Raw genomic sequence first — 22,254 nt, forward strand, 5'->3', positions numbered from 1 at the left:
CCCGCTGTAGGGTGGATAAGGCGCGCCGCTCGGTGTCAGGGACCCGGCACGCCGGTCGTGCGCGCTGCATCCACCAAGGGGCTGCGTGATGCTGCCCAAATTTGGAATTGCTGACGCGTCATCCTCAGGCAACGACCATCAGCAGGGTCAGGCGATTTCCGGAAAATCCTGTTAGGCCAGATCACCCCGACCTGCCAACCGGTCCGACCAGGGCCATGATCTTTGCCTGGACGTCATTCAACTCGGCGGCTGAAACCTGTCCTTTGTACTGCGCCCGACGCGCCCCCCAATCGAGACTCTTGACCTGGTCGGCCAGGGCGGCGCCCGGACGGTCGCCCGCAATCGGCACTTCAAAAGGATAACCCTTGATCTGCGTTGTCATCGGGCAACAGAGCATCAGGCCCGTCTTGCCGTTGTAGGCCGCAGGGCTGACGACCAGCGCCGGCCGATGACCGGCTTGCTCGTGCCCGGCCTGCGGATCGAAATGCAGCCACACAATATCGCCCGCCTCCGGCACGTAACGGCGAACCATCAGAGGGCTTCCTTGCCCAGTGGTGAGCCGAAATCGACCTCGGCGTGCAGGTTCTCCGCCGTGATGTCGGCCAGCAATCGAGCGAGGTCATATTCTTTCGGGCGAATCGGCTCGATCACGATGCACCCGCCTTCCTCGCGCATATCAACCGTCTCGTCCAGACTCAAGTGCGCGGCCGCCATGATGGCCGCGGGAATACGCACTGATGCACTGTTACCCCACTTTTTCACAGTCACTCGCATGTTGGTCTCCAGCGTATCTTCAATGTTGATACTTTACGCCAACAGCGGGGGTGCAACAAGGTCGGCTCGATGGACCCTGGTGAACCCGCGGCAACGCCCTGTCGGATCCTCCCTTGGCGGGCCTTGATCATCGTTCCGGCCGTAGGGTGGACAAGCGACAGCGCAGTCCGCCGAATCCCGCGCCGTCGCTGGTGGACTGCGCTACGCTTGTCCACCCTACAAGGCCGCGTGGTCGGAACGGTGATCAAGGCCGGAGTACGGGATGGTGGGACTCAATACCGGACTCATTCTCAGGCCAGAGCAGGATCAGATCGCCCATCAGCGGTTTACGAAAGGGTAGTCGCAGTTGATCGATGGCCGTGAGGGCATGTTGCCGGGCGTCGTCCAGCCAGCGCATCAATAGGTCTGGAGCCCGGTAGAGAGAGCCGATATCCGTCTCATTTTGAGCGGCTTTACGCTGATTGATCATCTCCAACACCGCTTCGTCATGGACAAGAACCCATTCACCGCCGTCACTGACCGTAACACCGGCAACGACTTGACGCACCTGGCCGCTCTGGCTCGTAACCGAGTCCATGAATCGGAATACTGCCAATGGGTGCGTCAGCCCCTTTACCTGTGCCAGCGACCCTTCCCATTCCTCCGCCTGGGCCAGCGCCCGATCGAACAACTGATGCCCTACCCCAACGATCCGCTTCGCCTCGTCGTTGTCTTTCGGGTTGCGGTGAAAGATCAGCCCTTCGTAGCGTGAACGGATGCCTGGCGAGGTGAGCCACGCCTCCGGGGTCTTGAAGCTGAATATGCCATCATCCCGCTCTGGTCGACGCCGATTGCGAACCAGCATCCCGTGGAAAAAGGGGATCAGGTCCGGCAGGTCTTTACGCGGTACGTCCGCGAGTTGCGAGAGGTCAAAGCTCTGGCAATGGCCGACGAGATCGACCACGGCCGAGATCGCTGAACGCCCGCCGAGGCTCCGCGTCTTGGCGTCGAACCAGTCGTCCAGGCGCTCGGGACGCACACCTTGCCCCTCCCTAAAAAGCTCATTGAAGAAGCCCGGTCCGGCCATGCCGAGCACCATTTGCATCAGATCCTCCGGCTCGTCCATGGCGTGACCCAGGGCCTCCATGATGTGCCTGAGCTTCTGCTCCAGCTTGCCCCAAATCCGCGACTCGACCGTGCTGGGATTGCGTACCGTAACGACCTCAACGGGCCGGGTCTGGCCGTAGCGATTGAGCCGCCCTACCCGCTGATGCAGACGCATCGGGTTCCAGGGCAGATCCACATGGATCAGGGTGTGGCAGCGGGCCTGAAGATCAATGCCCTCACCCCCGGCCTCGGTGGAGACCAGAAAGCGAATTCGGCCCTGGTTAAATGCCTCCGCGGCCATCTCCCGACTCCCAGTCAGCACCGTCTCACGGGCGGATGGTAGACGCACTCCGACGAGTCGATCATCGCCATTGATAAAACCGACCGCGCTCTCACCAAAACGGGCCATGAGAATCGAGACGACCAATGCCTGAGTCGCCTTGTATTCGGTGAAGAGCAAGACCGAGCGCTCACCGAAACGCGTGTCGATCAGTTCCCCGATGCGCAGGATCTTGCTCTCATCCTGAATTTGCTCAGCCGCCTCAATCAGGGACCGCAGGAATGGCAACTCATCCGCCATGAGTTGAAACTTCGCTTCATTTTCCCAGCGCTCTAATGCCGCGAAGACATCCTCATCTGCGTCATCGTCGGGACGTTCGATCATGGTCTGTGCTTGCCGAAATTTCTCAACCGCCTGTTCTAAATTGGCAAGGCGCCGGCGCAGGGCCGAGCGGATCGCCGCCACCGAGCTGGAGGCGATCTTCTGCATGGCAATCAGGACCAGAGTGACCTGGCGGCGACCGCGTTGATCCAAACCGGATGCATAGGCATTGCCCGCCGTAATGAAGCGGGTCAGGAGTTGATAGAAGGCCGTTTCTGCCTCGTTATAGGCGTAGGTCTCGGGATAGTTGGTCACCGGTTGGAACAGGCGTTTGCCCGCCATATCCGTCACCTTCTGCTTGAAGTTGCGGATCAGCACCGGGCGCAGCAATGGCAATTGCTCCGACTCCGGGCGTCGGGGGCCGAACACCTCCGGTTGCAACAGACCCATCAAGAACCAGAAACCATAAGGCTTACCGCGGTGCGGCGTCCCGGTAAAAAACAGGCAGGACTCTACCCGATCCTCGGCGACCAGCCGTTCGACGAAGCGATAGCCCAGGGTCTTGCCGGTCTCTTCGTCTACATTCAGGTGGTGGGCCTCATCGACGATCAGCATGTCCCACCGGGGCGCATCCAGCAAGCGCTCATGACGGCCCTTGCGGTCGGCACGCATGGTCGGCAAGGACGCGACCACCTGATTGTGGGTACTCCAGAAATCAGCCTTGGGCGTATCGACCTCCGGCCGATACATGGACATGCGAATATCGAACAGAGTACGCAGCCGATACTGCCACTGCTCCACCAGCGCGGCGGGGGTGAGAATCAAGAGGCGCCGGACCTTGCCGCTGGAAAGCAAGGGCCAGAGGATGAGTCCGGCCTCAATGGTCTTACCCAAGCCCACGTCGTCCGCGATCAGAAGCCGGATCGGCCACTGCTGCAAGGCCCGATGGCAAACCCAAAGCTGATGGGGCAGCAGGTCGATCCGCGAGCGCGAAAACACCCCCCAGGCATCGTTGAGCGAGCGGATGGCCGCCGCCTGGGCCTTGAGCGTCACATCGAGTGATGCAGACCAATGCCCCAGCCGCACCGCGTCGGCCAGCGCCATACGCCGCGCGAGGTCTGCCGCTACGCAGGACTCGATGCGGTCGCCGAAGCGGACGATGACCGTCTCGCCTTGGTCCAGGATGACCGTGCCCGTGCCGAAGCGGGGGTGCTGGACCTGATGGTCTTTCTCGAACATGGAATCGTCTCCCCTGACCCTTCAGCCCACTGGAAGCAGCGGCACACCCCAGACCGGCGCGGCATCCGCAAGCCGGCGATCCAGGGTCGCGAGGTCCGCGGCAAGCCGCCGCGCGACGGCCAGATGCAGGGCGTCGCCCGCGCGCAGACCGCCCGGCGCATCGATCAGCAAGGCCGCGGATCGGAAATCCACCGGTTCGATCTCGGTCAAGCCCAAACTGGATGACACAAAGCCTTGGAAGGCCGATAGCGCCTGCTGCCGGGTGGCGCGGTCGATGGTACCCGTGCGCTCCTTGATGGCCCCGACGCTGGCCATCTCAGTCAAGGTCCAAGCTGAAATGACGAATCCGCGCGGACGGGCCGCCTCGACCTGACTCAACACCAGGGACGCATTCGCCTCCCGGAAGAAGATTGCGCCGAGCACCGAGGTGTCGAGATAGATCACAGCAGGTTCTGCTCACGGAGTTCCGCGACCGTTGCGCCCGGTGCCTGGGGACCGGACTCAACCCAGACGTGCAGGGCCTCCCAATCGAAGGCGGCGGCAGCCCGCGGCTCGGGGACGAGCCGCGCTACCGGCCGGCCGCGGCGGGTGATGACGATTTCCTCGCCCGCTTCCACGTCGGCGAGTAAGGATGAAAGATGGGACTTGGCATCGGCTATGGTGGCAGTCTTCATGGATGTGCTCTCGGGTTTGATCGTCCCAGCGCATTGGACTCTGACTGGTAAGGATGTGCTCGCCTGCCAGGGACCGTGGCTCTGTCATTTTTGTTGGCGTTTGGACCTACCGGCATAGTCGTACACTTCAGCCTATTGTTCCGTCAACGAAAGAGCCGTTGTTGCAGTCCCTCATCGGCCGCAACGATCCGCAGGGGGATGTCGTAGTCGCCGTTGAAAGTAGCTCCTTCCGCGCCAAGCGTATCGACCAGGCGTTTGTGAATGTCTTGAGAAGTTTCTATCACGACATCGAAACACCGAAATAACGTTTTGATCCTTTCTATAGGGGCGTACGCATGTGGAATAGCGTGTGGAAGTGCACCTGGTGCCGCAATTAGTCCGTGGTGGAGCAACTCGCGTACCACTAAGTGCGAACCAATGCTCAAGGTACGATTGATCGGCGGCGGATCAAACCCACCACCCCGGTATTGTTCGTTAGTTCGCGGTGTTCGCAATTTATCCAGAGAAAACGATTTACTGCATCTATTGATCGAAAGAAACAGACCTTTATATTCCTCAAGCCAGCGCGAGAGACGGTAGAGACGCGGGAAATTCGCCATCCATAACGACCACTGCTCATCGTCTTCCTGATTATTCGCATAGTCCTCAATGATCTTTAGCCATTTGTCCGGCTCTTTTCTCGGGTCGGTTTCTGCAAAGGTATGCCACCAACCGCGATTCTGGCACATTTCGATAGCGGCGCGATGCTGCTGGTTCCTCGTGCGGCCGATCGACTGAAAGGCACCGAGTGTAAACAAAATGAGCCAAGATGATCGGTCGAATTGCTCTGTATCCGGATCGATCGTAAGGTCGATGCTGCCTCCGGGATAAAGGTTTCTACGATATCGTGCAGCCTGATCGGTACGGTCGCTTGACCACCATGCATGAATATTGTTAAGCGCCGTCGCCAAGTCGATGCGGTGAGAGATGAGTGGCGGCGGAAGGGGGTCAACCGCTCGATAACCCCTGTCGAGTACCTCACTGGAGGCCAGACGACGCTGAAGCCTCACCCGCTGTTCAGCCGAAAGCGGAACTAGAAGCACCGGGTTCTGAAACACGTTTAGGAGCCAATCCCGGCCCCGAACGTGCTCCGCAACCGTCTCGCCAAGCTCCCCATTCACCAGATAAATCAGGGCAGAATGTCTAGCCTTATCGCTTCTTGCTGCCAACACCCACTGCGCCATATCGTCGGCCTTAGCTTGTAGCCGATCACGGCAAGCCAGGAACAACTCAAGAGCCGATTCGTCCTCGTTCTCGGCCGGGAAATAGTCAGTGTGCAGACGCCGTTCGGCGGGCGCCAATTCGTAACGAAGTGGCTCATCTTTGTCGAGCAGATGACTGCTCGTGGCAACTAGCTTGCCAGCATTAGCCCAAGTATCAATCTGAGTACGGAATTGCAGTTCCTTGAGCCGCTGTTTGATGTCTGCCAACTCCCAGGCTGAATCCTCTTCCGTCAACAGCAACAGCCGACCAAGTGCCCGAGCGTCTTCAGGCCGGATACGGGTTGGGTCGATTAAGGCCACTAGCGCGGCGACTCCCAACGGAGCAAGTTTGGCAAGGCCGGCATGTTTGAGAATCGCGCCCATGTCTGGCGCGACCAGGGAAACCGCGGGGTACTTCGTCATGAAGGGTGCCCAGGAACCCAGCACGTCCAAGACGGCGGGTTTGGCAAGTGACTCCGCTAATTGGTAGCGGACAACGCCTGTCGACGTGAAGGTCCGTAAGGGCTCAGCCAGGCCGTTGGGTATGGAATCCGGATGGGCACTGAGACGCCGGAGCAGGGCAAGGACCAGTTCCCGAACCAATTCCGCGGCAGTATCCCGCTGCCTGCCGCGCCAGCGGTCTGTGAGACCGAGCCAAAGAGGCTGCCAAAAGTCATGAGGGGTTAGATCTGCGGCCAAGCGCAACTGTTTGCCCACCGCGGCCCAGTTCTCAAAAGAATGATTCAGCAACTCACCCAACGCCACGCCGGCCTCGGCGCCGATCTGTTTCGCGAGGTCTAAGTTGCTGTCGCTATTGCCCGCGAGTTTGGCCCGACCAGCGTCGATGGCAAAGCGACCGTTGACGGCGAATCCGAGTTTAGCTTGCTCCTTCGTTGGTGCCGTGACCCACAGGGTGGGTACCTCATCGGGCAAAGCCCGGAAGCCGTCCGGGCCGAGGGCGATCAACAGCGCACCATGCTCGGTGCGCACACAGAGGGCGTCGCTCTCTTTACCCCAGTCGCCGACAAGATGCAGACAACCGAATTCCACGCCGAGACATACCGCCGAGGGTTTCCAGGCGAATCGCCGAAAAGCGGCATCCATCGCCGCCCCGCTTTGGCCCTTGGCGAGTACCACGGGCCGCGCGCCGATCTCAACCGAGCGGACGGCCTGACCGAATGCGCATAGTACCCCGGCGACATCTTGGAAGCGCGCCAGGACCTCGGCTTGGGCACCCTCAGAGATCCCAGGCAATTCGATTAGGGTGCCAGGCAGTCGATGGTTTTCCGTGTGGCGGGCAAGCGCGTCGCTAGCGTCTTGGGTGTCCAGCCAGGGCTGGGGCAGGATACCGGCCACGATCTCCAGCGCGAGGCGTCCGCTCAGGATGCGTGGCCGATCGCAGGCCAGGAGCACGCTTTTAAAGCCCAGCCCGAATTTGCCGGTTAGGCCCTGGTGCGGCCGTTTGTCAGACTCGGATAGAATCAGCATCTTTTCGAGGTCGCGCCCAAAGCCCCGGCGCTCACCGTCGAACCCAACCGGCCCGCGGGCGTTGACGGGCCGACCCCAATGGATAAAGCGCAGGGCATCGTTGCCAATCTCCACCAGGAACCTTTGTGCCCCCGGCGGGGTCTTGCAACCGGTTTGCGGATGGGCAGCGATCTGTCCAAGTTCAATGGCAGCGTCGTCCGCGTTCTGAAAAAGCTCGAAGGGAATGCTTGATAGATCGTATTGAAAATCGGCAAGTTTTGTCTTGACGCCATCAAGAACGGCCCGCTGCGCATTCGGATCACTCACGATTGCGCTTTCGACTGCCGTTAGCGACTTGTTCAAGTTGCTCTGGACGCGCGCATTACCGCCAGCCTCACCCGCCTCTGCCAGTGCCGTGAACGCTTTGTCGTTGTCGAACAGCGCCTCAGCGATGGCGGAATGACTGATGGAAAGCTGTCTAAGGTAAAATGGTATGTGGTAGAGAATCTTGCGGCGTGCTGAATCGACTTCGAGTTGATCGCTGCTATCAAGGCTATCCCACAACTGTTGCAAACTCCGCTTCGGGGGATAGATCTCGGCGCATAGGCTCTCCGCAGTGGCACGAAGCAGTCCAGCCAATTGCTCGAATGTGAAGATAGCGGGATCAATCTCGCGAAGCGTGATCTGTACGCGGTGCGTGAGTTTTTGGCTCAGTCGTCCCGCGAGCAGGGTCTGTGCGTCTCGATTCAGTGGGACTGTAATGTCTTTACCAAGCAGGTTGGGCACTTCCACCGATGCCGAGTCGATGACATGCACAGCAATCTTCAAGCCAACCATTTCGTCGGCTATAGAGCCATCCCCCGCTTCGTCTAATTGATCCAATAGCCAATCATAGGTGTGCGGATTCAAGTAGTCCGACGCGAGGGTTTGGGATGTCGGCTCCAGTAGCGCAAGCAATGCCCCAATCATGGGTGTCGGAACCCACTGCCCCCAGGGCGCAAAGTATTGCGCCAGGATTTCCGGCGTTTTCTGATGCGCCGAATTGAAAAGTCGGTGGTCAATCTGCATCTGGGCGGCTGGAATCGTCTGCGGTCCCGTACTAGCGAGATTCACCCGATCGGCAAGTAGCATCGCCTGATGCGAATCCAAGATAAACGATGGATCAATGCCAATGTCCGCGCCATCCGCGACGCTACAGAGTTTGTCGATACTGCACCATTCCTTTCGCTGGTTCGCGAGACGCAATCCAATCAGGCCAAGCGAAGCAGTCATCGTCGCATCGACGTATTGCTTCAGGTAGGCATCGCCCGCCGCCTTGCGCGCCGGCCAATTCTCTGAATCGTCGGTAATCCAATGCAGAATTTTCAACAGAGCATCGGGCGCGAGCGGCTGCTTGAGTCCGGACCGCAGACGTTGCCAGGTGCCATCCAGCGAAAATGGCTCATCAGCGGCTTGTTGTAAGAGCTTCCAACCCGGAAGTAACGGACACTGGGCGAGCAAGGCAACAACATCCGGCTGGGGAGTCGTCGGCCAGGGTCCAATGTGATAAGTAGGGAGTTCTTCTAGCAGAAGGCCCAAGCGATCCAATCCGGAGTCCCCTGAGGAGGACAGTCCGTCGCGGATTTTTCGCCACGCGCTATGTGCTTTGAGGCGTTTATCCAAATCCTCCGGAACGGCGAAGCTGGCGCTGTGCTTCGCTGTCCGGTGTTCCGCTACCAGGCGCCGTGCCTCGCCCCCCAGGCCACCGGCCAGGTCGATGACGTCCTCCGGCTTGACCGACTCCCCCGTGCAGGTTGGGAGCCAAGGTGTCTTGGAGAGCTTCGCTTCAAGGTCCGGATCGATCTCCGATTGCAACTGCTCGAATGCGTCCGCGATGATCTGCCAATACCGACAGGGCTCCACTGTACCCAGCGCGATCTCGATGCGAGCGCGGTCGTCCAGTGGCTTAAGCCATTTGCGCTGTTGGTCGGCAACGGTCGCATTGCGGCTCTGGGCGATCAAGATCGCCTGTCGGATCAAGAGGTCATCCAGGGTACCGCCCTCGGGGGCCAGGTAAACCCGCTCGTTGCGGGCGGATACCGGCGTGTTGGCCACAGTCGTGTGCAGGGGCAGGCGTTGCCAGAGATCCTGATCCTCGATCCTGGAGAGAATCTCCTCGCGATCCGCCAAGTCGAAAGCGATCGGGTCCGGGATGCCTGCACCTGAGCGTGCCAGTTCGACCAATAGGTTGCGGGCGTCGATCTCATGCGCGCCCACTGCTGGCCAGCGGGTACGGAGTACGGCATCGGCCAACCCGGCATCTACCCGACTCCAGCAATCCGCTCCATGCAACTGATCCCAGAGCTTGCCCCAAGTCGGGTGTTGTTTGTGAGCGGGAAACCAAAGCGGCAGGCTATCGGCATCGCGATGCGCCGCCGAGCCATGGAGCAGATAACGCAGACCCCGCCGGGCCATGGGGTCCGAGCCGGGGTCATTGGCGTGCTCCAACAGGGTCAGGCGCTCCCGCGTGCTGCCCAGGCGCCCCGACTCGTCTCGGCCTATCGCCGCGAGACACGCCCGACCATCGGTCACAAGGGGCAGGTCGGAGGTCCCCGAAAAAAGGTCTCGGTAGACATTGGTCGTCACGATCCAAACTCGACTAACCGGTAGCGCGCCGGCAAGTCGTTGGGTCAGACCCACGTCTTGACTTGCCCCCGCAAAACCGAACAGAGTTCCAGCCTTTTCCACCGCTCGGACATCCGCGGTTGAGACCGGTTGTTTGCCACCTGTCCGGGCGTCGCGTACGGCAATGATGCGGAGTTCCTCATGGACACGCAGAAAATGGCCGCGACGCTCCGTGTCCAATGTCTTCAATAATCCCTGACTCGCGCTAAGAATGGCCTGTTGTTCGCCGTCTGAAATGCCCCTGTCCGGATTGCTATCGAGCACCTGCAACCAGTCCCGCAGGGTCTCATCATCAGGGATGGCGTCGCCAACGAGGGCGGGCTCAAGCTTCGGCACCAATAGGATCGGTGCGTTGATCGCCCAGATCGCCCGTAGTGCGCCATCAGGCAGGTCAGTGGCGAGCGTCCGAAACCACTGGCTATCGGCGAGTGCCTGTGTCAATGCCGCGCACTCGGCATCGTTCAGCCGGGTCACAGCGGCATACTGTTCCAGTGCCGGGATGACCAAAGGCATCAGCACCCGCTGGGCCAGGTGTTGATTCCAGGTCAGGCGCAGTCGGGCATCGTCGATGGGTTCGGCACCTCCCGACGCCGGGGTTTGGTGCAGATCCTCTAAGGCATGGGGCTTCTTGCGCCCCGCGTCGATAAAAAACTGACCGTGCAAGATCAGTGAGTGACCGGGGTTGCCCGCTGCAAACTTGAGGGGTTCGCCGCCTTGTTCGACCGGCAAAAAGACGGCCCAGTGAAGATCGCAACGGGTCTCGGGCGCGGGTCCCGAACAGAAGAGCACGGCCGCCTCCGGGCGGGTCTTGTCGGCGGCTTGTTGTTCTTGCCCGTGTTCGTCGCGATAGCGGCTGCGGGGCCATGCGCCGCTTTTCATGAGCGTGGAAAAGATGCCTTCCGGGTCACTTTCGCGTCTCATGCCGGCGAAGCAAAGCGACTGCCCCGACGGCCCGAGTACAACCCGGCCGCTGCTGCTCTCGGCCACCTGATCGCCCAGCAGGCGCTGATCTGCCTTCAGTTCCAGGGCAAAGGCCTTGCCCTCCCCACGATGCTCGATCCGTTTCAAGTGTTTCAGCAGCGGCAGGATCTCCGCGAGGTCCATCGGCAGACCGGGACGATCGAGGAAGGCAAGGTCCGCCTTAGGATCGTCGCCTGGGTAACGGGCGATGATGGCGATGTCATCGCCCCGAGCGCTGCACACCTGGTTCCTGCGGCGCAGGGGTACCCAGAGTAAGAACCAACTGGCGGCCCCCCCTACCAACGGCTCGGCGAGCGCCTCCAGCCGGTTCCAGTCCCCAGGGTGATCTTGGTCCCATTCCGGGTGGGGGTTTTGGCCGTCCTGCTTCCAGGGGTTCAGACCCTGCCGATAAAGTTTCTCACCATCCCAGGCGAGGTAGAAGATCGCCTCACAGAGGTGGAAGGCGCTCTTCATCCCCAGGCCGAACTTGCCGATGGCCGACCCATCCCCGGCCTTGCTGTTAATGCCGAAGGACTTCAGCGCTCGTTCGTCGCTGGGCTTGAACGCGCCGTCGTTGAAGAACCAGAGGCCCGGTCCCTGTAGCAGCGGATGGGCTGCATCCTGGAAGCCGGGGTGGTGGGCAAAGAGGAAGGTCCGCGCCCGCGCGTCATCCGCGTTCTGGATCAATTCCTTGAGGATCGGGAAACCGCTGTCGTAGCGGTCCCGCAGATTGTCGGCGATGAGATTGATGTAATCGGTGGTGTATCCGTCCATGTTCCCGTCCCGGTGGTTGTGACGACTCGGCGCGCAGGCATGGCTAGTTTACCGGTTTTCGGATGCGGATTAACGTGTGTATCCCGCCCCGATCGGGCGTTTGAACCCTTCATGGCAGGGCTCGTGGCGTCGGAGGTTGAGACAGGGCTGGAGATAGGCACAGCAGGTAGATCCGAACAGTCTTCGCGCCGGTCCTCGCCCACATCGGTGCCCTTGGAGATTTCCAGGGTGGGGAGGTCTCCACGGCCAGGAACGCCGCGGGGAGGTTCTGGAGCAGGACGTGCCGGGCAACGCCAAAAAGAAATTTGCTGGGGGAAAGGGGCAGAGGGTTGGCGCTTGACCGCTCGCTCCGTCTCTGCTAGAAGCGCCGCTAGCGCCCGGTTGCGCCCGCGGTGCCCGGATCTCATTGGAGCCTGTCATGTACAACCCCGCCCGGCGCATGCCGAGTCTGCCCACCGAGGACGACCTGCCCTGCGACGATGGAGAGCCGATGGAGACACTGCGCCACCGCCTGCAGATGGAACTCCTGATCCACTCGCTGGACCCCTGGGCGCGCGCCCGCGGGGACTGCTTCGTCGGCGGCAACATGTTCCTTTACTTCAGTAGCGAACAACTGCGCGGAAAAGACTTTCGCGGCCCGGATGTCTTTATCGCGCTCGGGGTCTCGCCGCGGGAGCGCAAGAGCTGGGTGGTGTGGGACGAGCAAAAAGCGCCGGATCTGATCGTGGAGCTCCTCTCCGAAAGCACTGCCCACACCGATAAAACAGAGAAGAAGCGTATCTACCAGGACCAGCTGCGGGTCGCCGAGTATTTCTGGTTCGACCCGTGGAACCCGGACGACTTTGCCGGCTTCACACTGACCGACGGACGCTATTGGCCGATCCTGCCGCGCGCCCCCGGACGTATCCCCAGCCCCTTGTTGGACCTGGATCTGTGCTGGTGGGACGGGATCTATGGCGGGGTCGAGACCCGGTGGCTCCGCTGGGCGGCCCGCGACGGTGATGTGCTGCCGACCGACGCGGAGGCGGCCAAGTCCGAGGCTGAGGCGGCCAAGTCCGAGGCCGTGGCGGCTAAGTCCGAGGCCGTGGCGGCCAAGTCCGCAGCCGAGGCGGCCAAGTCCGAGGCCGTGGCGGCCAAGTCCGCAGCCGAGGCGGCCACAGCCGCGGCCCTCGCCGCCAAGTCAGAGACTGCGGCACTGGCCCGCCAACTGGACTCGGAGGCCAGCCGCACCGCCTCGGCCGAGTCCCGCGCCCGCGACGCCGAGGCTGAGCTGGCGCGGTTGCGGGCACGTCTGAACGTCATCGGTTAGGCGATTTCCGTCAAATCCCATACCACCTCGCTCGTCTTCCCGGCCGCCCTCCGCGTCGTGCCGACAGTCACGTTGCCCGGCGATGCTCCGGTCGGCGCGCCTTGCAGGCCGGCGAACATCCGTCGCGATCCGGTACGCCATTTTTCGGCAATCGCCTGACTCCCCCGGCTGCCGTCCACATGGAGTTCTAGTCACCCTGCAGCGGACGCGATTCACCCGCCCCCGCACGGTCCGCGTTCCGCCACCCCAATGGGGTATGTTATGTTGCACTGTATGACCGCATGACCGCGACGGCACCCGCGCCGCCCAGCCCCAGAGGAAACCGCATCGCAATGGCACTGGATCAATCGGACGTCGAGAAGATCGCCCACCTGGCACGGCTCGCGCTTCCACCCGCGGCCTGTACCCGTTATGCCCAGGATCTTTCAAACATTCTGGCGCTGGTGGCGCAGATGGATGCAGTCGATACCGCGGGCGTCGCACCGATGGCCCATCCTCTGCACCAAACCCAGCGGCTGCGGCCGGACGTACCGACCGAGCCGGATCAGCGCGCGCGCTTTCAAGCCATCGCGCCCCAGACCGATGGCGGGCTCTATCTGGTTCCCAAGGTGATCGAGTGATGCACGAGCAGAACATCCTCGCGTTGGCGGACGACTTGCGCGCCCGTCGCTATTCCAGCGTTGAGCTGACCCGCCACTACTTGGAGCGGATCGCACGCCTCAATCCCGACCTCAACGCCTTCATCACCGTCGCCGCCGAGCCGGCCCTGGCCGCCGCCGGGCGCGCGGACGCGGCACTCGCCGCCGGCACGGCCGGGCCGCTCACCGGCATCCCCATCGCGCACAAGGACATATTCTGCACGCAAGGCTTACGGACCAGTTGCGGCTCACGGATGCTCGACAACTTCATCGCGCCATATGACGCCACCGTCGTGGAACGCCTGGCGGCAGCCGGTGCCGTGGTCTTGGGCAAGACCAACATGGACGAGTTCGCCATGGGCTCGTCCAACGAGACGAGCTGGTACGGCCCGGTCAAGAACCCCTGGGACCACACCCGGGTTCCCGGCGGGTCGTCGGGCGGCTCGGCCGCGGCCGTCGCCGCCCGGCTGTGCGCCGCCGCCACCGGCACCGATACCGGCGGTTCCATCCGCCAGCCCGCGGCCCTGTGCGGCATTACCGGCATCAAGCCGACCTATGGCCGCTGCTCCAGATGGGGCATGATCGCCTTCGCCTCGTCGCTCGATCAGGCCGGCCCCATGGCGCGCTCCGCCGCCGACGCGGCACTCCTGCTCCAGGCCATGGCCGGATTCGATCCACGGGACTCGACCAGCATCGACACCCCGGTCCCTGACTATACCGCGGGCCTGGATCAGGACCTCGCCGGTCTGCGGATCGGCCTGCCGAAAGAATATTTTGGTGATGGACTGGACGCGCGCACCGCCGCGTCCATCGATGGCGCCATTCGGGAATATGAGCGGCTCGGCGCGCGGGTGAGCGAGATCAGCCTGCCCAACAGTCCACTCTCGGTTCCGGTCTATTATGTCGTCGCCCCGGCCGAGTGCTCCTCCAACCTCGCCCGTTTCGATGGCGTGCGCTACGGCCACCGCTGCCAGGCGCCCACGGATTTGGAAGACCTCTACCAGCGCAGCCGCGCCGAGGGTTTCGGGCCGGAAGTCCAGCGCCGCATCATGATCGGTACCTACGTGCTGTCGGCCGGCTATTACGACGCCTATTACCTCAAGGCGCAGAAAATACGTCACCTGATCGCCGAAGACTTCAAGCGCGCCTTCACGCAGGTCGACGTCATCATGGGACCCAGCAGTCCGACGACCGCCTTTCCCATCGGCGCCAAGCGCGACGACCCGGTGGCGATGTACCTCAGCGACATCTACACCATCGCCACCAACCTCGCCGGCTTACCCGGCATGTCCATCCCGGTCGCCCCGGTCGACGGTCTGCCGGTCGGGCTGCAGATCATCGGCAACTATTTCGAAGAGGGGCGACTGCTCAACGTGGCACATCGGTTGCAACAGGAGACGCACTGGCATTGCGCAGTACCGACAGGGTGCGCGTGACACCATGGGATGCGCGATCCCGTAATCCCGTTGACCAATGAATGCTTGGCTTCACTTCGTGGTACAGCTAGATCTCCGACACTCAGATGAACGTGAATAAGGACTATTACGCGACGCTGGGACTGACGCCATCGGCCGACTCGGTCGTGCTACGTGCAGCATTCAAAGCGCTGGCACAGCGTTATCACCCGGACAAATCGGGGATCGACCGTGACCAGGCCAGTGAGCGCATGGCCGAGATCAACGAGGCTTATCGTGTCCTCAGCGATCCGGCGACCCGCACGAAATATGATCAGCTGCGGGAGAAAACGACGCAGAACGCGGATACCGCCTTCGCCGACAGCGACACCGAGCCCACGGCGGGCAGCCCGTTGGATGCGGATTGGAAGATCGCGGTCCAGTTCTATCCCGAACTGAAAGAGATCCGTCTGGGGCTTGCCAGGATCTCCTGGAAACTCGCCGAGTCCTTTCGCGCTCGGCTCCTGAAAACCAAAGAGTTCGTCAACGCCCGCACATTAGCCGCTGAACTGGAGAACGAGTTTTTGGCTCTCTATTTTGGAGCCAATCCCAAGACCCTGGATTTCGGCAAGAGTCTTATTCTGGATGGCCGCCGGGATGCCGCCAGAGATCTCAATCGCGCAATTCGGATTTTGGGGCACGGCGCCGAGCCGGATAAGGTCATTGCGGTGATCCGGAGCAAATACGATCTCCCCGACACCGGCGCCGCCTGGCGTTACGATACCACCGGCAAACGCCGGGGGGTCAGGGCACAACGTTTTGCCAGTGAAAACGGCATGGTGCTGATGGAACTCCTTGAGCGTATCCGCAACCGCGAAGTGCCAGGATTCATCATCGACGGCATCTTTTATGTGGAGATCGACGAGCATGGCAAGCCTTTGCCGTTAAACCGCAAGCCGGTGCGTGTCACGCGCGCGTCCGCCAACGTTGGCAGCTATGTGCTGATCGGGCTGCTCTTTGTTTCAGTCATTGCGCTGTTTTTTCTGATTTCGAGTTATTTATTTTGAAACACTCTTCAGCTTCCCCCAGGTAACACAGCATGCAATGGGAAACCGTGATCGGTCTCGAGATCCATACCCAGCTCGCGACCCAATCCAAGATCTTCTCGGGCGCGCCCACCCGTTTCGGGGCTGAACCCAACACCCAGGCCTGCGCCATCGACCTGGGCCTGCCTGGCGTCTTGCCGGTCCTCAATGCCGAAGCGGTCCGGCTCGCCGTGCGCTTCGGTAAAGCGATCGCCGCGGAAGTCGCCGAGCGTTCAGTGTTCGCCCGCAAGAATTATTTCTATCCCGACCTACCCAAGGGGTATCAGATCAGTCAGTACGAGTTTCCGATCGTCGGCGAAGGGCGGGTGGAGATCGTGCTGGATGACGGGACGGTCAAGGAGATCGGAGTGACGCGGGCGCATCTGGAGGAGGACGCGGGTAAGTCACTGCATGAGGATTTTCATGGGCTGACCGGTATCGATCTGAACCGCGCCGGCACGCCCCTGCTGGAGATCGTCTCGGAGCCGGATATGCGCTCACCCCAGGAAGCGGTGGCCTATGCGCGCAAGGTCCACCAGATCGTGCGCTGGATCGGAATCAGCGACGGGAACATGCAGGAAGGCTCGTTTCGGGTGGACGCGAATGTCTCGGTCCGTCCGCTGGGCACGGTGACCTTTGGGACCCGCGCCGAGATCAAGAACATCAACTCATTCCGCTTCCTGGAGCGGGCGATCCAGTTCGAGGTCGAGCGTCAGATCGATCTGCTCGAAGCCGGTGGCCGGGTCGTCCAGGAAACCCGGCTCTATGATCCGGACCGGGATGAGACCCGCACCATGCGCACCAAGGAAGAGGCGAATGATTACCGCTATTTCCCGGACCCGGATCTGTTGCCGGTCGAGGTCGATGCGGCCTTGATCGCCGCCGCGACGGCGGATTTGCCGGAGTTGCCGGATGCCATGCGCGAACGCTTCCGGGAAGACTATGGCATCGGCGAATACGACGCCAATCTGCTGACCGCCAGCCGTGACCTGGCGGGGTATTTCGAGACGGTCGCCCAGACGAGCGCCGAACCCAAGCTGGCGGCGAACTGGATCAGCGGTGAACTGGCGGCGGCGCTCAACAAAGCCGGGCTGGAGATCACCGCGAGTCCGGTGACGGCGTCTCAACTCGCCGGGATGATCCAACGCATCACGGATGGAACCATCTCGGGCAAGATCGCCAAGCAGGTGTTCGAGTCGATGTGGAACGGGGGCGGCGATGCGGATACGGTGATCGAGACGCAAGGACTGCGACAGATCACCGACTCCGGCGCGATCGAATCACTGATCGATACCATCATCGCCGCCAACCCCGGTCAGGTCGAGCAGTACCGCGCGGGTAAGGACAAGGTCTTCGGGTTCTTCGTCGGCCAGGTGATGAAGCAGAGCCAGGGCAAGGCCAATCCGCAACAGGTCAATGACCTGTTGAAGCAGAAGCTCGCCGGCGGCTAATCCGGACAGAGCCTTGGTGTAGGGGCGGGTTTGAAACCCGCCCCTACGTCCGGTTATCACGTCCGATGGCTATAAAGGCCCCAAATTGCATCGCGTCTCCGATTCGCATACCGCGCCGGGCGCGGTTTAGACGCGCAAGCTGGAGAGCCCGGCGTCCAGATGCAGGATCTGACCGGTGCTCAGGCGCGCATCGTCGAGCAGCCAAACCGCCGCCCGCGCCAGATCGGCGGCCTCCCCGATCACCTTGAGTGGGTGCCGCTCGGCCGCTGCCGCGCGTTTTTCCGCGGTCGCCAGCAACCGCTCGGCCAAGGGGGTCGCGGTCAGGGTCGGCGCGATGGCATTGACGCGGATGCGCGGGGCAAATTCAGCCGCCAGCGCGCGGGTCAGTCCCTCAATGGCACCCTTGGCCGCCGCCACCGAGGCGTGATAAGGCATTCCAGTACCCGCGGCAACACTGCTGAAGAGCAAAATGCCGGCGCTTTCGGCCTGCCGTAATGACGGCAGGGCGCCCTGGATAGCGCGTACGGCGCCCATCACATTCAAATCCAGATCTTCGCGCCACTCGTTCTCGGTCAACCGCTCGAAGGGTCGCAGGCGGATACTGCCTGGGCAGTAGGCCAGTCCGTCGAGTGTCGGCGGCAGTCGATCGCCCGGAAAGGGGTCTTGACGGACATCCCAACGCACACTGGTGACTTGCGGGTGGTCGGCCGCCCGCTCCGGGTGCCGCGACAATTGGGTGACCTGGTGCCCCTGGTCAATCAGTGTCGTCAGCAGCGCGGCACCGATGCCGGAAGTGCCGCCGACGATCAGGAAGTGTTTGGACATGGTCCGAATTCCGGTTGGGGGCCCGGGGAGTCCGGGCAAGAATTACGAGGTATCGTCTCACCTGGGTTTTTCAACGGCTGTTCAGCAGGCGCGCAGGTCAAACCCTGGCCGAGCCTGCACGCACGGCGCCGCGCATGCTCGAACACTACGAAGCGTATTGGAATAGCCTAACATTTCGCGCTGATGGACGCCGTCCGTCGAACCCCTGCAGGATGACGCCAGGACCGGAGGATGCCCTTGACATCGCCTGGACAGGTACCACCTTCCTAGGTGACCGGCACAAGACCGGGTCATGTAGAAAAAGTCCGGCCAGGCGCCGGTCAACCACGAGGAGAACACGATGGATGATCAAACCGACTATCTCGAGTCTTACTGCCCCGACAGCCGGGTTCATGCGATGATCAACAATCCGGAAACCGAGGGAATTGACGAAGGCTGAGCCCGTCCGGGGGCCTTCCCGGCCCCCGCGATGTTGCGGCAATTAACGAAACCTCATCCATTAAGAGTTAGGAGCGCGCGGCGTGAAGGTGGCAATCATCGGTGGTACGGGGTTCGTTGGCTCCTATCTCGTGGAACGACTCCTCCAAGACGGTCACGTCCCCCGCTTACTGGTTCGCGCGGGCAGCGAGTCGAAGGTCGAGCGCCACGTCGAGTGTGAATGGATCACCGGTGAGGTTGGAGACACCACTGCAGTCGGTCGCTGCGTCGAAGGTACTGACGCCGTCATCTATCTCATCGGCATCCTGCGCGAGTTCCCATCGCACGGCATCAGCTTCGATGCACTTCAACACCGTGGGGTGGTGGACACTCTGAACGCGGCCAGGCAGCAGGGCGTGCAGCGCTTCCTCTTGATGAGCGCCAATGGCATCCGCGCCGACGGCACCGCCTATCAGCGCACGAAATTTCAGGCCGAGGCAGCCGTTAAAGCATCCGGGATGGACTGGACCATCTTCAGACCCTCGGTGATTTTCGGCGATCCGCGCGGCCGGATGGAATTCTGCGACCAACTCAAGCGCGACATTATCGACAGCCCGATCCCCGCACCCCTGTTCTACACGGGCCTGCTGCCGTTCAATGCCGGTCAGTTTCAGCTTGCGCCGGTGAGCGTCACCGATGTGGCGGCCGCGTTCGTCCAGGCGCTCACCGATCCGCGCACGCACGCCCAGACCTACTGTCTCTGCGGCCCGGACGCACTGAGCTGGAAGGCGATCCTCGGCACCATCGCCGCGGCCGGCGGTCGCTCCAAGTGGATGCTGCCGGCACCCGTGTTCGGGATCAAAGCGGCCGCGCGTCTGTTCGATCGCTTTCCCTGGTTCCCAATCACCCGCGGCCAGATCGAGATGCTGATGGAGGGCAATGTCTGTACGCAGGACGACGGCTTCGCCCGGCTCGGCGTGACCCCGCGCCCCTTCAACAAAGAGGCGCTGGCCTACCTGAGGAACTGACCCGACGGCCATATCGCCTTCGTACCGGAAATCCAGACAGGCCCTTAGCGTAGGGACGGGTTTGAAACCCGCCCCTACATCCAGTTATCGTGTTGGGCGCCGATCATCAGGCGACGGGCGGGTTGTCGGAATCCGCGCCAACGTTTAAGGTTGCGCCCTTGCGGCGACGGGACCGGTAGCGGCCGTCGCGACGCGACGGCGTTGCCCGGACCGGGCGGCCAACCCTGCGACTGCCCCAAGGATCTCCATAACCCTCATGCTTCAGGTAGCCCAGCTCGAATGTCGGCGTGGTGACCGCTTGCTGTTCTCCGGACTGGACTTCGAGGTCGGACCCGGTACCCTACTTCACGTGCGGGGACGTAACGGCAGCGGCAAGACGACCCTGCTGCGCACCCTGTGCGGTCTCTACACCGCCGATCACGGGGAGGTGCACTGGCGCGGCGAGTCGATCCGCGCCTTGGGCGAGGATTACCGGCGCGACTTGCTTTATTTCGGCCATCTGAACGGAATCAAAGGCGATCTGACCGGAGTCGAGAACCTGCGCCTGGCCGCTACCCTGGATGGCGACAAAGCCGACACGCGGACGGTCTGGGCCGCCCTGGCCCGCATCGGGCTGGCCGGGTTCGAGGATATTCCCACGCGGATGCTCTCGCAGGGCCAGAAAAAGCGCACGGCCCTGGCGCGTCTGATCCTGAGCCGGGCGCCGCTGTGGATACTCGACGAGCCCTTCACCGCACTGGATACGGATGCGGTCGACCTGCTCCAGCAGTTGATCGCGGACCAGGTCGCGAACGGCGGACTGGTGGTGCTCACCACCCATCAGGAAGTGCCGCTGACCTCGGGTCAGGCCTGCCACCTGGACCTGGGCCGCTGAGCCCGGAGCCGAGGCCGGATACGATGCTTAAGGTTTTCTGGAGCGTCCTGCACCGTGACTTGCTGCTCGCCATGCGGCGGCGCACCGACGTGTTGACAACGCTGTTTTTCTTCCTGATCGTCGTCAGCCTGTTTCCCTTGGGCGTCGGCACCGAAACCGCGGTCCTGCGCACCCTGGGACCGGGGGTGGTCTGGGTGGCGGCCCTGCTCGCCTCCATGCTGGCGCTGGAGCGGCTGTTCGCCGCGGACTTCGAGGACGGCACCCTGGAGCAATTGCTGCTGACCGATCAGCCGCTGGTGCTGTTGGTGCTGGCCAAGATCACGGCCCACTGGTTGCTGACCGGACTGCCCCTGGTCTTGATGGCGCCCCTGGTCGGCATGCAATATCACCTGACCGACCCGGCCATCGGCATCATGATGGCCGCCTTGCTGCTCGGCACCCCGGTGCTGAGCCTGATCGGGGCCATCGGTGCCGCCCTGACACTGGGCCTGCGCGGCGGGGGCATCCTGTTATCGCTGCTGATCCTGCCGCTCTATATTCCGGTGCTGGTCTACGGCGCGGGGGCGGTGGAACTGGCCGCGGTGGAACTAACCGCAACCCGACCCTATCTGATGCTGTTGGCAGCCTTCCTGCTGTCGTCGCTGATCCTGGCGCCGCTCGCATCCGCGGCCGCGCTGCGCATTTCAATCGAATAACACTGCACCGCCCGAGCTACCCGATGTCCAGCGCCTGGTCCAAGTTCGCTTCACCGTCCACCTTCTATCCCCTGGCGGGACGGATGATTCCGGTCTTCTGGGTACTGGCGGCCGGTTCGCTCCTGGTCGGCCTCTACTGGGGCTTCTTCGAGACCCCGGATCAACTCGGCGGCAGCAATGCCCAGAAGGGCTACTATCGGATTATCTTCCTCCATGTCGGCGCCGCCTGGATGTCGATGTGGCTCTATGCGGTGATGGTGGGCTGGGCGGCGATCGGGCTGGTCTTCAACACCCGGCTGTCGTATATGATGGCCAACGCCATCGCCCCGACCGGGGCCATCTTCACCTTCCTGGCACTCTGGTCCGGGGCCTTCTGGGGACGCCCGAGCTGGGGGACTTACTGGGATTGGGACCCGCGGCTGACGTCGGAGTTGATCCTGTTCTTTCTCTACATCGGCTACATCGCCCTGCACTCGGCCATCGACGATGCCCGCCGGGCCGACCGGGCCGCGGCCCTGCTGGCCATCGTCGGGCTGGTGATGGTGCCGGTGATCTTCTGGTCCATCAACTGTCCGGACCCCAATCAGTGCGCGGCCCTGCACCAGCGCTCGGGGCTCGGCAAGGTAGACGGGGATATCCTGTTCGCCATGTTGATGACCACGCTCGGGTTCTGGATGTACGCCTTCGCGACAACCCTGATGCGCGTGCGCACCATCATCCTGACGCGCGAGGCACAGACCACTTGGGCCGCGGAGACGATCCAGGCGGAGGTCCGCTCATGATCGGAAACCCTGGCCCAGCGCGCCCGCGCAGTTCACGTCAAGGCGCCAAGACGCCGGGAAAACCATGAACGAAGGCTTGATGCATTTCCTGTCCCAGGGCGGTTACGCCCAATTTGTGTGGGGCGCCTATGGCATGGCCCTACTGTTGCTGGTCGGCGAGGTGGTCGGTTTGCGGCGCCAGCGGCGAACTATTTTAGCGCGGCTCAGTCGATTAATGCGGTTAGGTACTCCGCGCGACAACCCGCGGGATCATGAGTGAGGCATTCCGAGGCATTT

17 protein-coding genes are annotated in these 22,254 nt (G+C 62.2%); 10 read left to right on the forward strand and 7 right to left on the reverse strand.

What is annotated here, in order from left to right:
* Positions 1 to 181 precede the first annotated feature (181 nt).
* The 6 genes from mazF to QZY03_RS10845 all read right to left on the reverse strand — a co-directional run bounded on the left by mazF (position 182) and on the right by QZY03_RS10845 (position 11,480).
* The gene (mazF, locus tag QZY03_RS10820; RefSeq protein WP_295580863.1) at positions 182 to 532 is read right to left on the reverse strand and encodes an endoribonuclease MazF; all 351 of its coding nucleotides are present in this window, start codon (positions 530 to 532) and stop codon (positions 182 to 184) included.
* On the reverse strand, positions 532 to 774 hold the full coding sequence (locus QZY03_RS10825) for an AbrB/MazE/SpoVT family DNA-binding domain-containing protein (RefSeq protein WP_083924715.1): 243 nt from the start codon (positions 772 to 774) through the stop codon (positions 532 to 534). Before QZY03_RS10825 ends, mazF begins: the two co-directional genes overlap by 1 nt.
* Before the next feature lie 244 nt (positions 775 to 1,018).
* Entirely contained in the window at positions 1,019 to 3,700 is a 2,682-nt protein-coding gene (locus QZY03_RS10830; RefSeq protein WP_295580867.1) for a DEAD/DEAH box helicase, read from the reverse strand.
* 21 nt (positions 3,701 to 3,721) lie between these two features.
* A complete protein-coding gene (locus QZY03_RS10835) occupies positions 3,722 to 4,144 on the reverse strand; it encodes a type II toxin-antitoxin system VapC family toxin (RefSeq protein WP_295580869.1) in 423 nt (140 codons plus the stop codon).
* On the reverse strand, positions 4,141 to 4,374 hold the full coding sequence (locus QZY03_RS10840) for a type II toxin-antitoxin system Phd/YefM family antitoxin (RefSeq protein ID WP_295580871.1): 234 nt from the start codon (positions 4,372 to 4,374) through the stop codon (positions 4,141 to 4,143). The genes QZY03_RS10835 and QZY03_RS10840 overlap by 4 nt, the downstream gene beginning before the upstream one ends.
* Positions 4,375 to 4,517: 143 nt before the next feature.
* Positions 4,518 to 11,480 (reverse strand): hypothetical protein, encoded by a 6,963-nt coding sequence (locus tag QZY03_RS10845; protein ID WP_295580872.1) that lies wholly within the window; start codon positions 11,478 to 11,480, stop codon positions 4,518 to 4,520.
* Between the two features lie 418 nt (positions 11,481 to 11,898).
* Here QZY03_RS10845 and QZY03_RS10850 point away from each other — a divergent pair, with 418 nt between their 5' ends.
* From QZY03_RS10850 to gatB, 5 genes are all read left to right on the forward strand, one after another.
* Entirely contained in the window at positions 11,899 to 12,789 is an 891-nt protein-coding gene (locus QZY03_RS10850) for a Uma2 family endonuclease (protein WP_295580874.1), read from the forward strand.
* A 332-nt stretch (positions 12,790 to 13,121) separates the two neighbouring features.
* The gene (gene gatC, locus QZY03_RS10855; RefSeq protein ID WP_295580876.1) at positions 13,122 to 13,409 is read left to right on the forward strand and encodes an Asp-tRNA(Asn)/Glu-tRNA(Gln) amidotransferase subunit GatC; all 288 of its coding nucleotides are present in this window, start codon (positions 13,122 to 13,124) and stop codon (positions 13,407 to 13,409) included.
* Positions 13,409 to 14,863 carry an Asp-tRNA(Asn)/Glu-tRNA(Gln) amidotransferase subunit GatA gene (gatA, locus tag QZY03_RS10860; RefSeq protein WP_295580878.1) on the forward strand — a complete coding sequence of 485 codons (1,455 nt, stop codon included), beginning with the start codon at positions 13,409 to 13,411 and terminating at the stop codon, positions 14,861 to 14,863. The genes gatC and gatA overlap by 1 nt, the downstream gene beginning before the upstream one ends.
* An 86-nt stretch (positions 14,864 to 14,949) precedes the next feature.
* Positions 14,950 to 15,888 carry a J domain-containing protein gene (locus QZY03_RS10865; RefSeq protein WP_295580880.1) on the forward strand — a complete coding sequence of 313 codons (939 nt, stop codon included), beginning with the start codon at positions 14,950 to 14,952 and terminating at the stop codon, positions 15,886 to 15,888.
* A 32-nt stretch (positions 15,889 to 15,920) separates the two neighbouring features.
* Entirely contained in the window at positions 15,921 to 17,357 is a 1,437-nt protein-coding gene (gene gatB / locus QZY03_RS10870; protein WP_295580882.1) for an Asp-tRNA(Asn)/Glu-tRNA(Gln) amidotransferase subunit GatB, read from the forward strand.
* A gap of 126 nt (positions 17,358 to 17,483) precedes the next feature.
* Here the strand turns inward: gatB and QZY03_RS10875 are convergent, their stop codons facing one another.
* Positions 17,484 to 18,182, reverse strand: coding sequence for an SDR family NAD(P)-dependent oxidoreductase (locus QZY03_RS10875; RefSeq protein WP_295580884.1), 699 nt, complete (start codon positions 18,180 to 18,182; stop codon positions 17,484 to 17,486).
* 521 nt (positions 18,183 to 18,703) lie between these two features.
* Here QZY03_RS10875 and QZY03_RS10880 point away from each other — a divergent pair.
* The 5 genes from QZY03_RS10880 (at position 18,704) to ccmD (ending at position 22,237) form a co-directional block, all read left to right on the forward strand.
* Positions 18,704 to 19,627: an NAD(P)H-binding protein gene (locus QZY03_RS10880; RefSeq protein WP_295580886.1), complete on the forward strand. Its 924-nt coding sequence runs from the start codon at positions 18,704 to 18,706 to the stop codon at positions 19,625 to 19,627.
* Between the two features lie 256 nt (positions 19,628 to 19,883).
* On the forward strand, positions 19,884 to 20,501 hold the full coding sequence (gene ccmA, locus QZY03_RS10885) for a cytochrome c biogenesis heme-transporting ATPase CcmA (RefSeq protein ID WP_295580888.1): 618 nt from the start codon (positions 19,884 to 19,886) through the stop codon (positions 20,499 to 20,501).
* Between the two features lie 23 nt (positions 20,502 to 20,524).
* The gene (gene ccmB, locus QZY03_RS10890; protein ID WP_295580890.1) at positions 20,525 to 21,196 is read left to right on the forward strand and encodes a heme exporter protein CcmB; all 672 of its coding nucleotides are present in this window, start codon (positions 20,525 to 20,527) and stop codon (positions 21,194 to 21,196) included.
* A gap of 23 nt (positions 21,197 to 21,219) precedes the next feature.
* Positions 21,220 to 21,978: a cytochrome c biogenesis protein CcsA gene (gene ccsA, locus QZY03_RS10895; protein ID WP_295580892.1), complete on the forward strand. Its 759-nt coding sequence runs from the start codon at positions 21,220 to 21,222 to the stop codon at positions 21,976 to 21,978.
* Positions 21,979 to 22,042: 64 nt separating this feature from the next.
* On the forward strand, positions 22,043 to 22,237 hold the full coding sequence (gene ccmD, locus QZY03_RS10900) for a heme exporter protein CcmD (protein WP_295580894.1): 195 nt from the start codon (positions 22,043 to 22,045) through the stop codon (positions 22,235 to 22,237).
* Positions 22,238 to 22,254: the final 17 nt, after the last annotated feature.

The sequence above is a fragment of the uncultured Lamprocystis sp. genome (assembly GCF_903933125.1).
Classification (GTDB): Bacteria; Pseudomonadota; Gammaproteobacteria; order Chromatiales; family Chromatiaceae; genus Thiodictyon.

Coding starts and splice junctions, on each gene's coding strand:
- mazF (WP_295580863.1), bottom strand. CDS start 532: ATGGTTCGCCGTTACGTGCCGGAGGCGGGCGATATTGTGTGGCTGCAT.
- QZY03_RS10825 (WP_083924715.1), bottom strand. CDS start 774: ATGCGAGTGACTGTGAAAAAGTGGGGTAACAGTGCATCAGTGCGTATT.
- QZY03_RS10830 (WP_295580867.1), bottom strand. CDS start 3,700: ATGTTCGAGAAAGACCATCAGGTCCAGCACCCCCGCTTCGGCACGGGC.
- QZY03_RS10840 (WP_295580871.1), bottom strand. CDS start 4,374: ATGAAGACTGCCACCATAGCCGATGCCAAGTCCCATCTTTCATCCTTA.
- QZY03_RS10845 (WP_295580872.1), bottom strand. CDS start 11,480: ATGGACGGATACACCACCGATTACATCAATCTCATCGCCGACAATCTG.
- QZY03_RS10850 (WP_295580874.1), top strand. CDS start 11,899: ATGTACAACCCCGCCCGGCGCATGCCGAGTCTGCCCACCGAGGACGAC.
- gatC (WP_295580876.1), top strand. CDS start 13,122: ATGGCACTGGATCAATCGGACGTCGAGAAGATCGCCCACCTGGCACGG.
- gatA (WP_295580878.1), top strand. CDS start 13,409: ATGCACGAGCAGAACATCCTCGCGTTGGCGGACGACTTGCGCGCCCGT.
- QZY03_RS10865 (WP_295580880.1), top strand. CDS start 14,950: ATGAACGTGAATAAGGACTATTACGCGACGCTGGGACTGACGCCATCG.
- gatB (WP_295580882.1), top strand. CDS start 15,921: ATGCAATGGGAAACCGTGATCGGTCTCGAGATCCATACCCAGCTCGCG.
- QZY03_RS10875 (WP_295580884.1), bottom strand. CDS start 18,182: ATGTCCAAACACTTCCTGATCGTCGGCGGCACTTCCGGCATCGGTGCC.
- ccmA (WP_295580888.1), top strand. CDS start 19,884: ATGCTTCAGGTAGCCCAGCTCGAATGTCGGCGTGGTGACCGCTTGCTG.
- ccmB (WP_295580890.1), top strand. CDS start 20,525: ATGCTTAAGGTTTTCTGGAGCGTCCTGCACCGTGACTTGCTGCTCGCC.
- ccsA (WP_295580892.1), top strand. CDS start 21,220: ATGTCCAGCGCCTGGTCCAAGTTCGCTTCACCGTCCACCTTCTATCCC.
- ccmD (WP_295580894.1), top strand. CDS start 22,043: ATGAACGAAGGCTTGATGCATTTCCTGTCCCAGGGCGGTTACGCCCAA.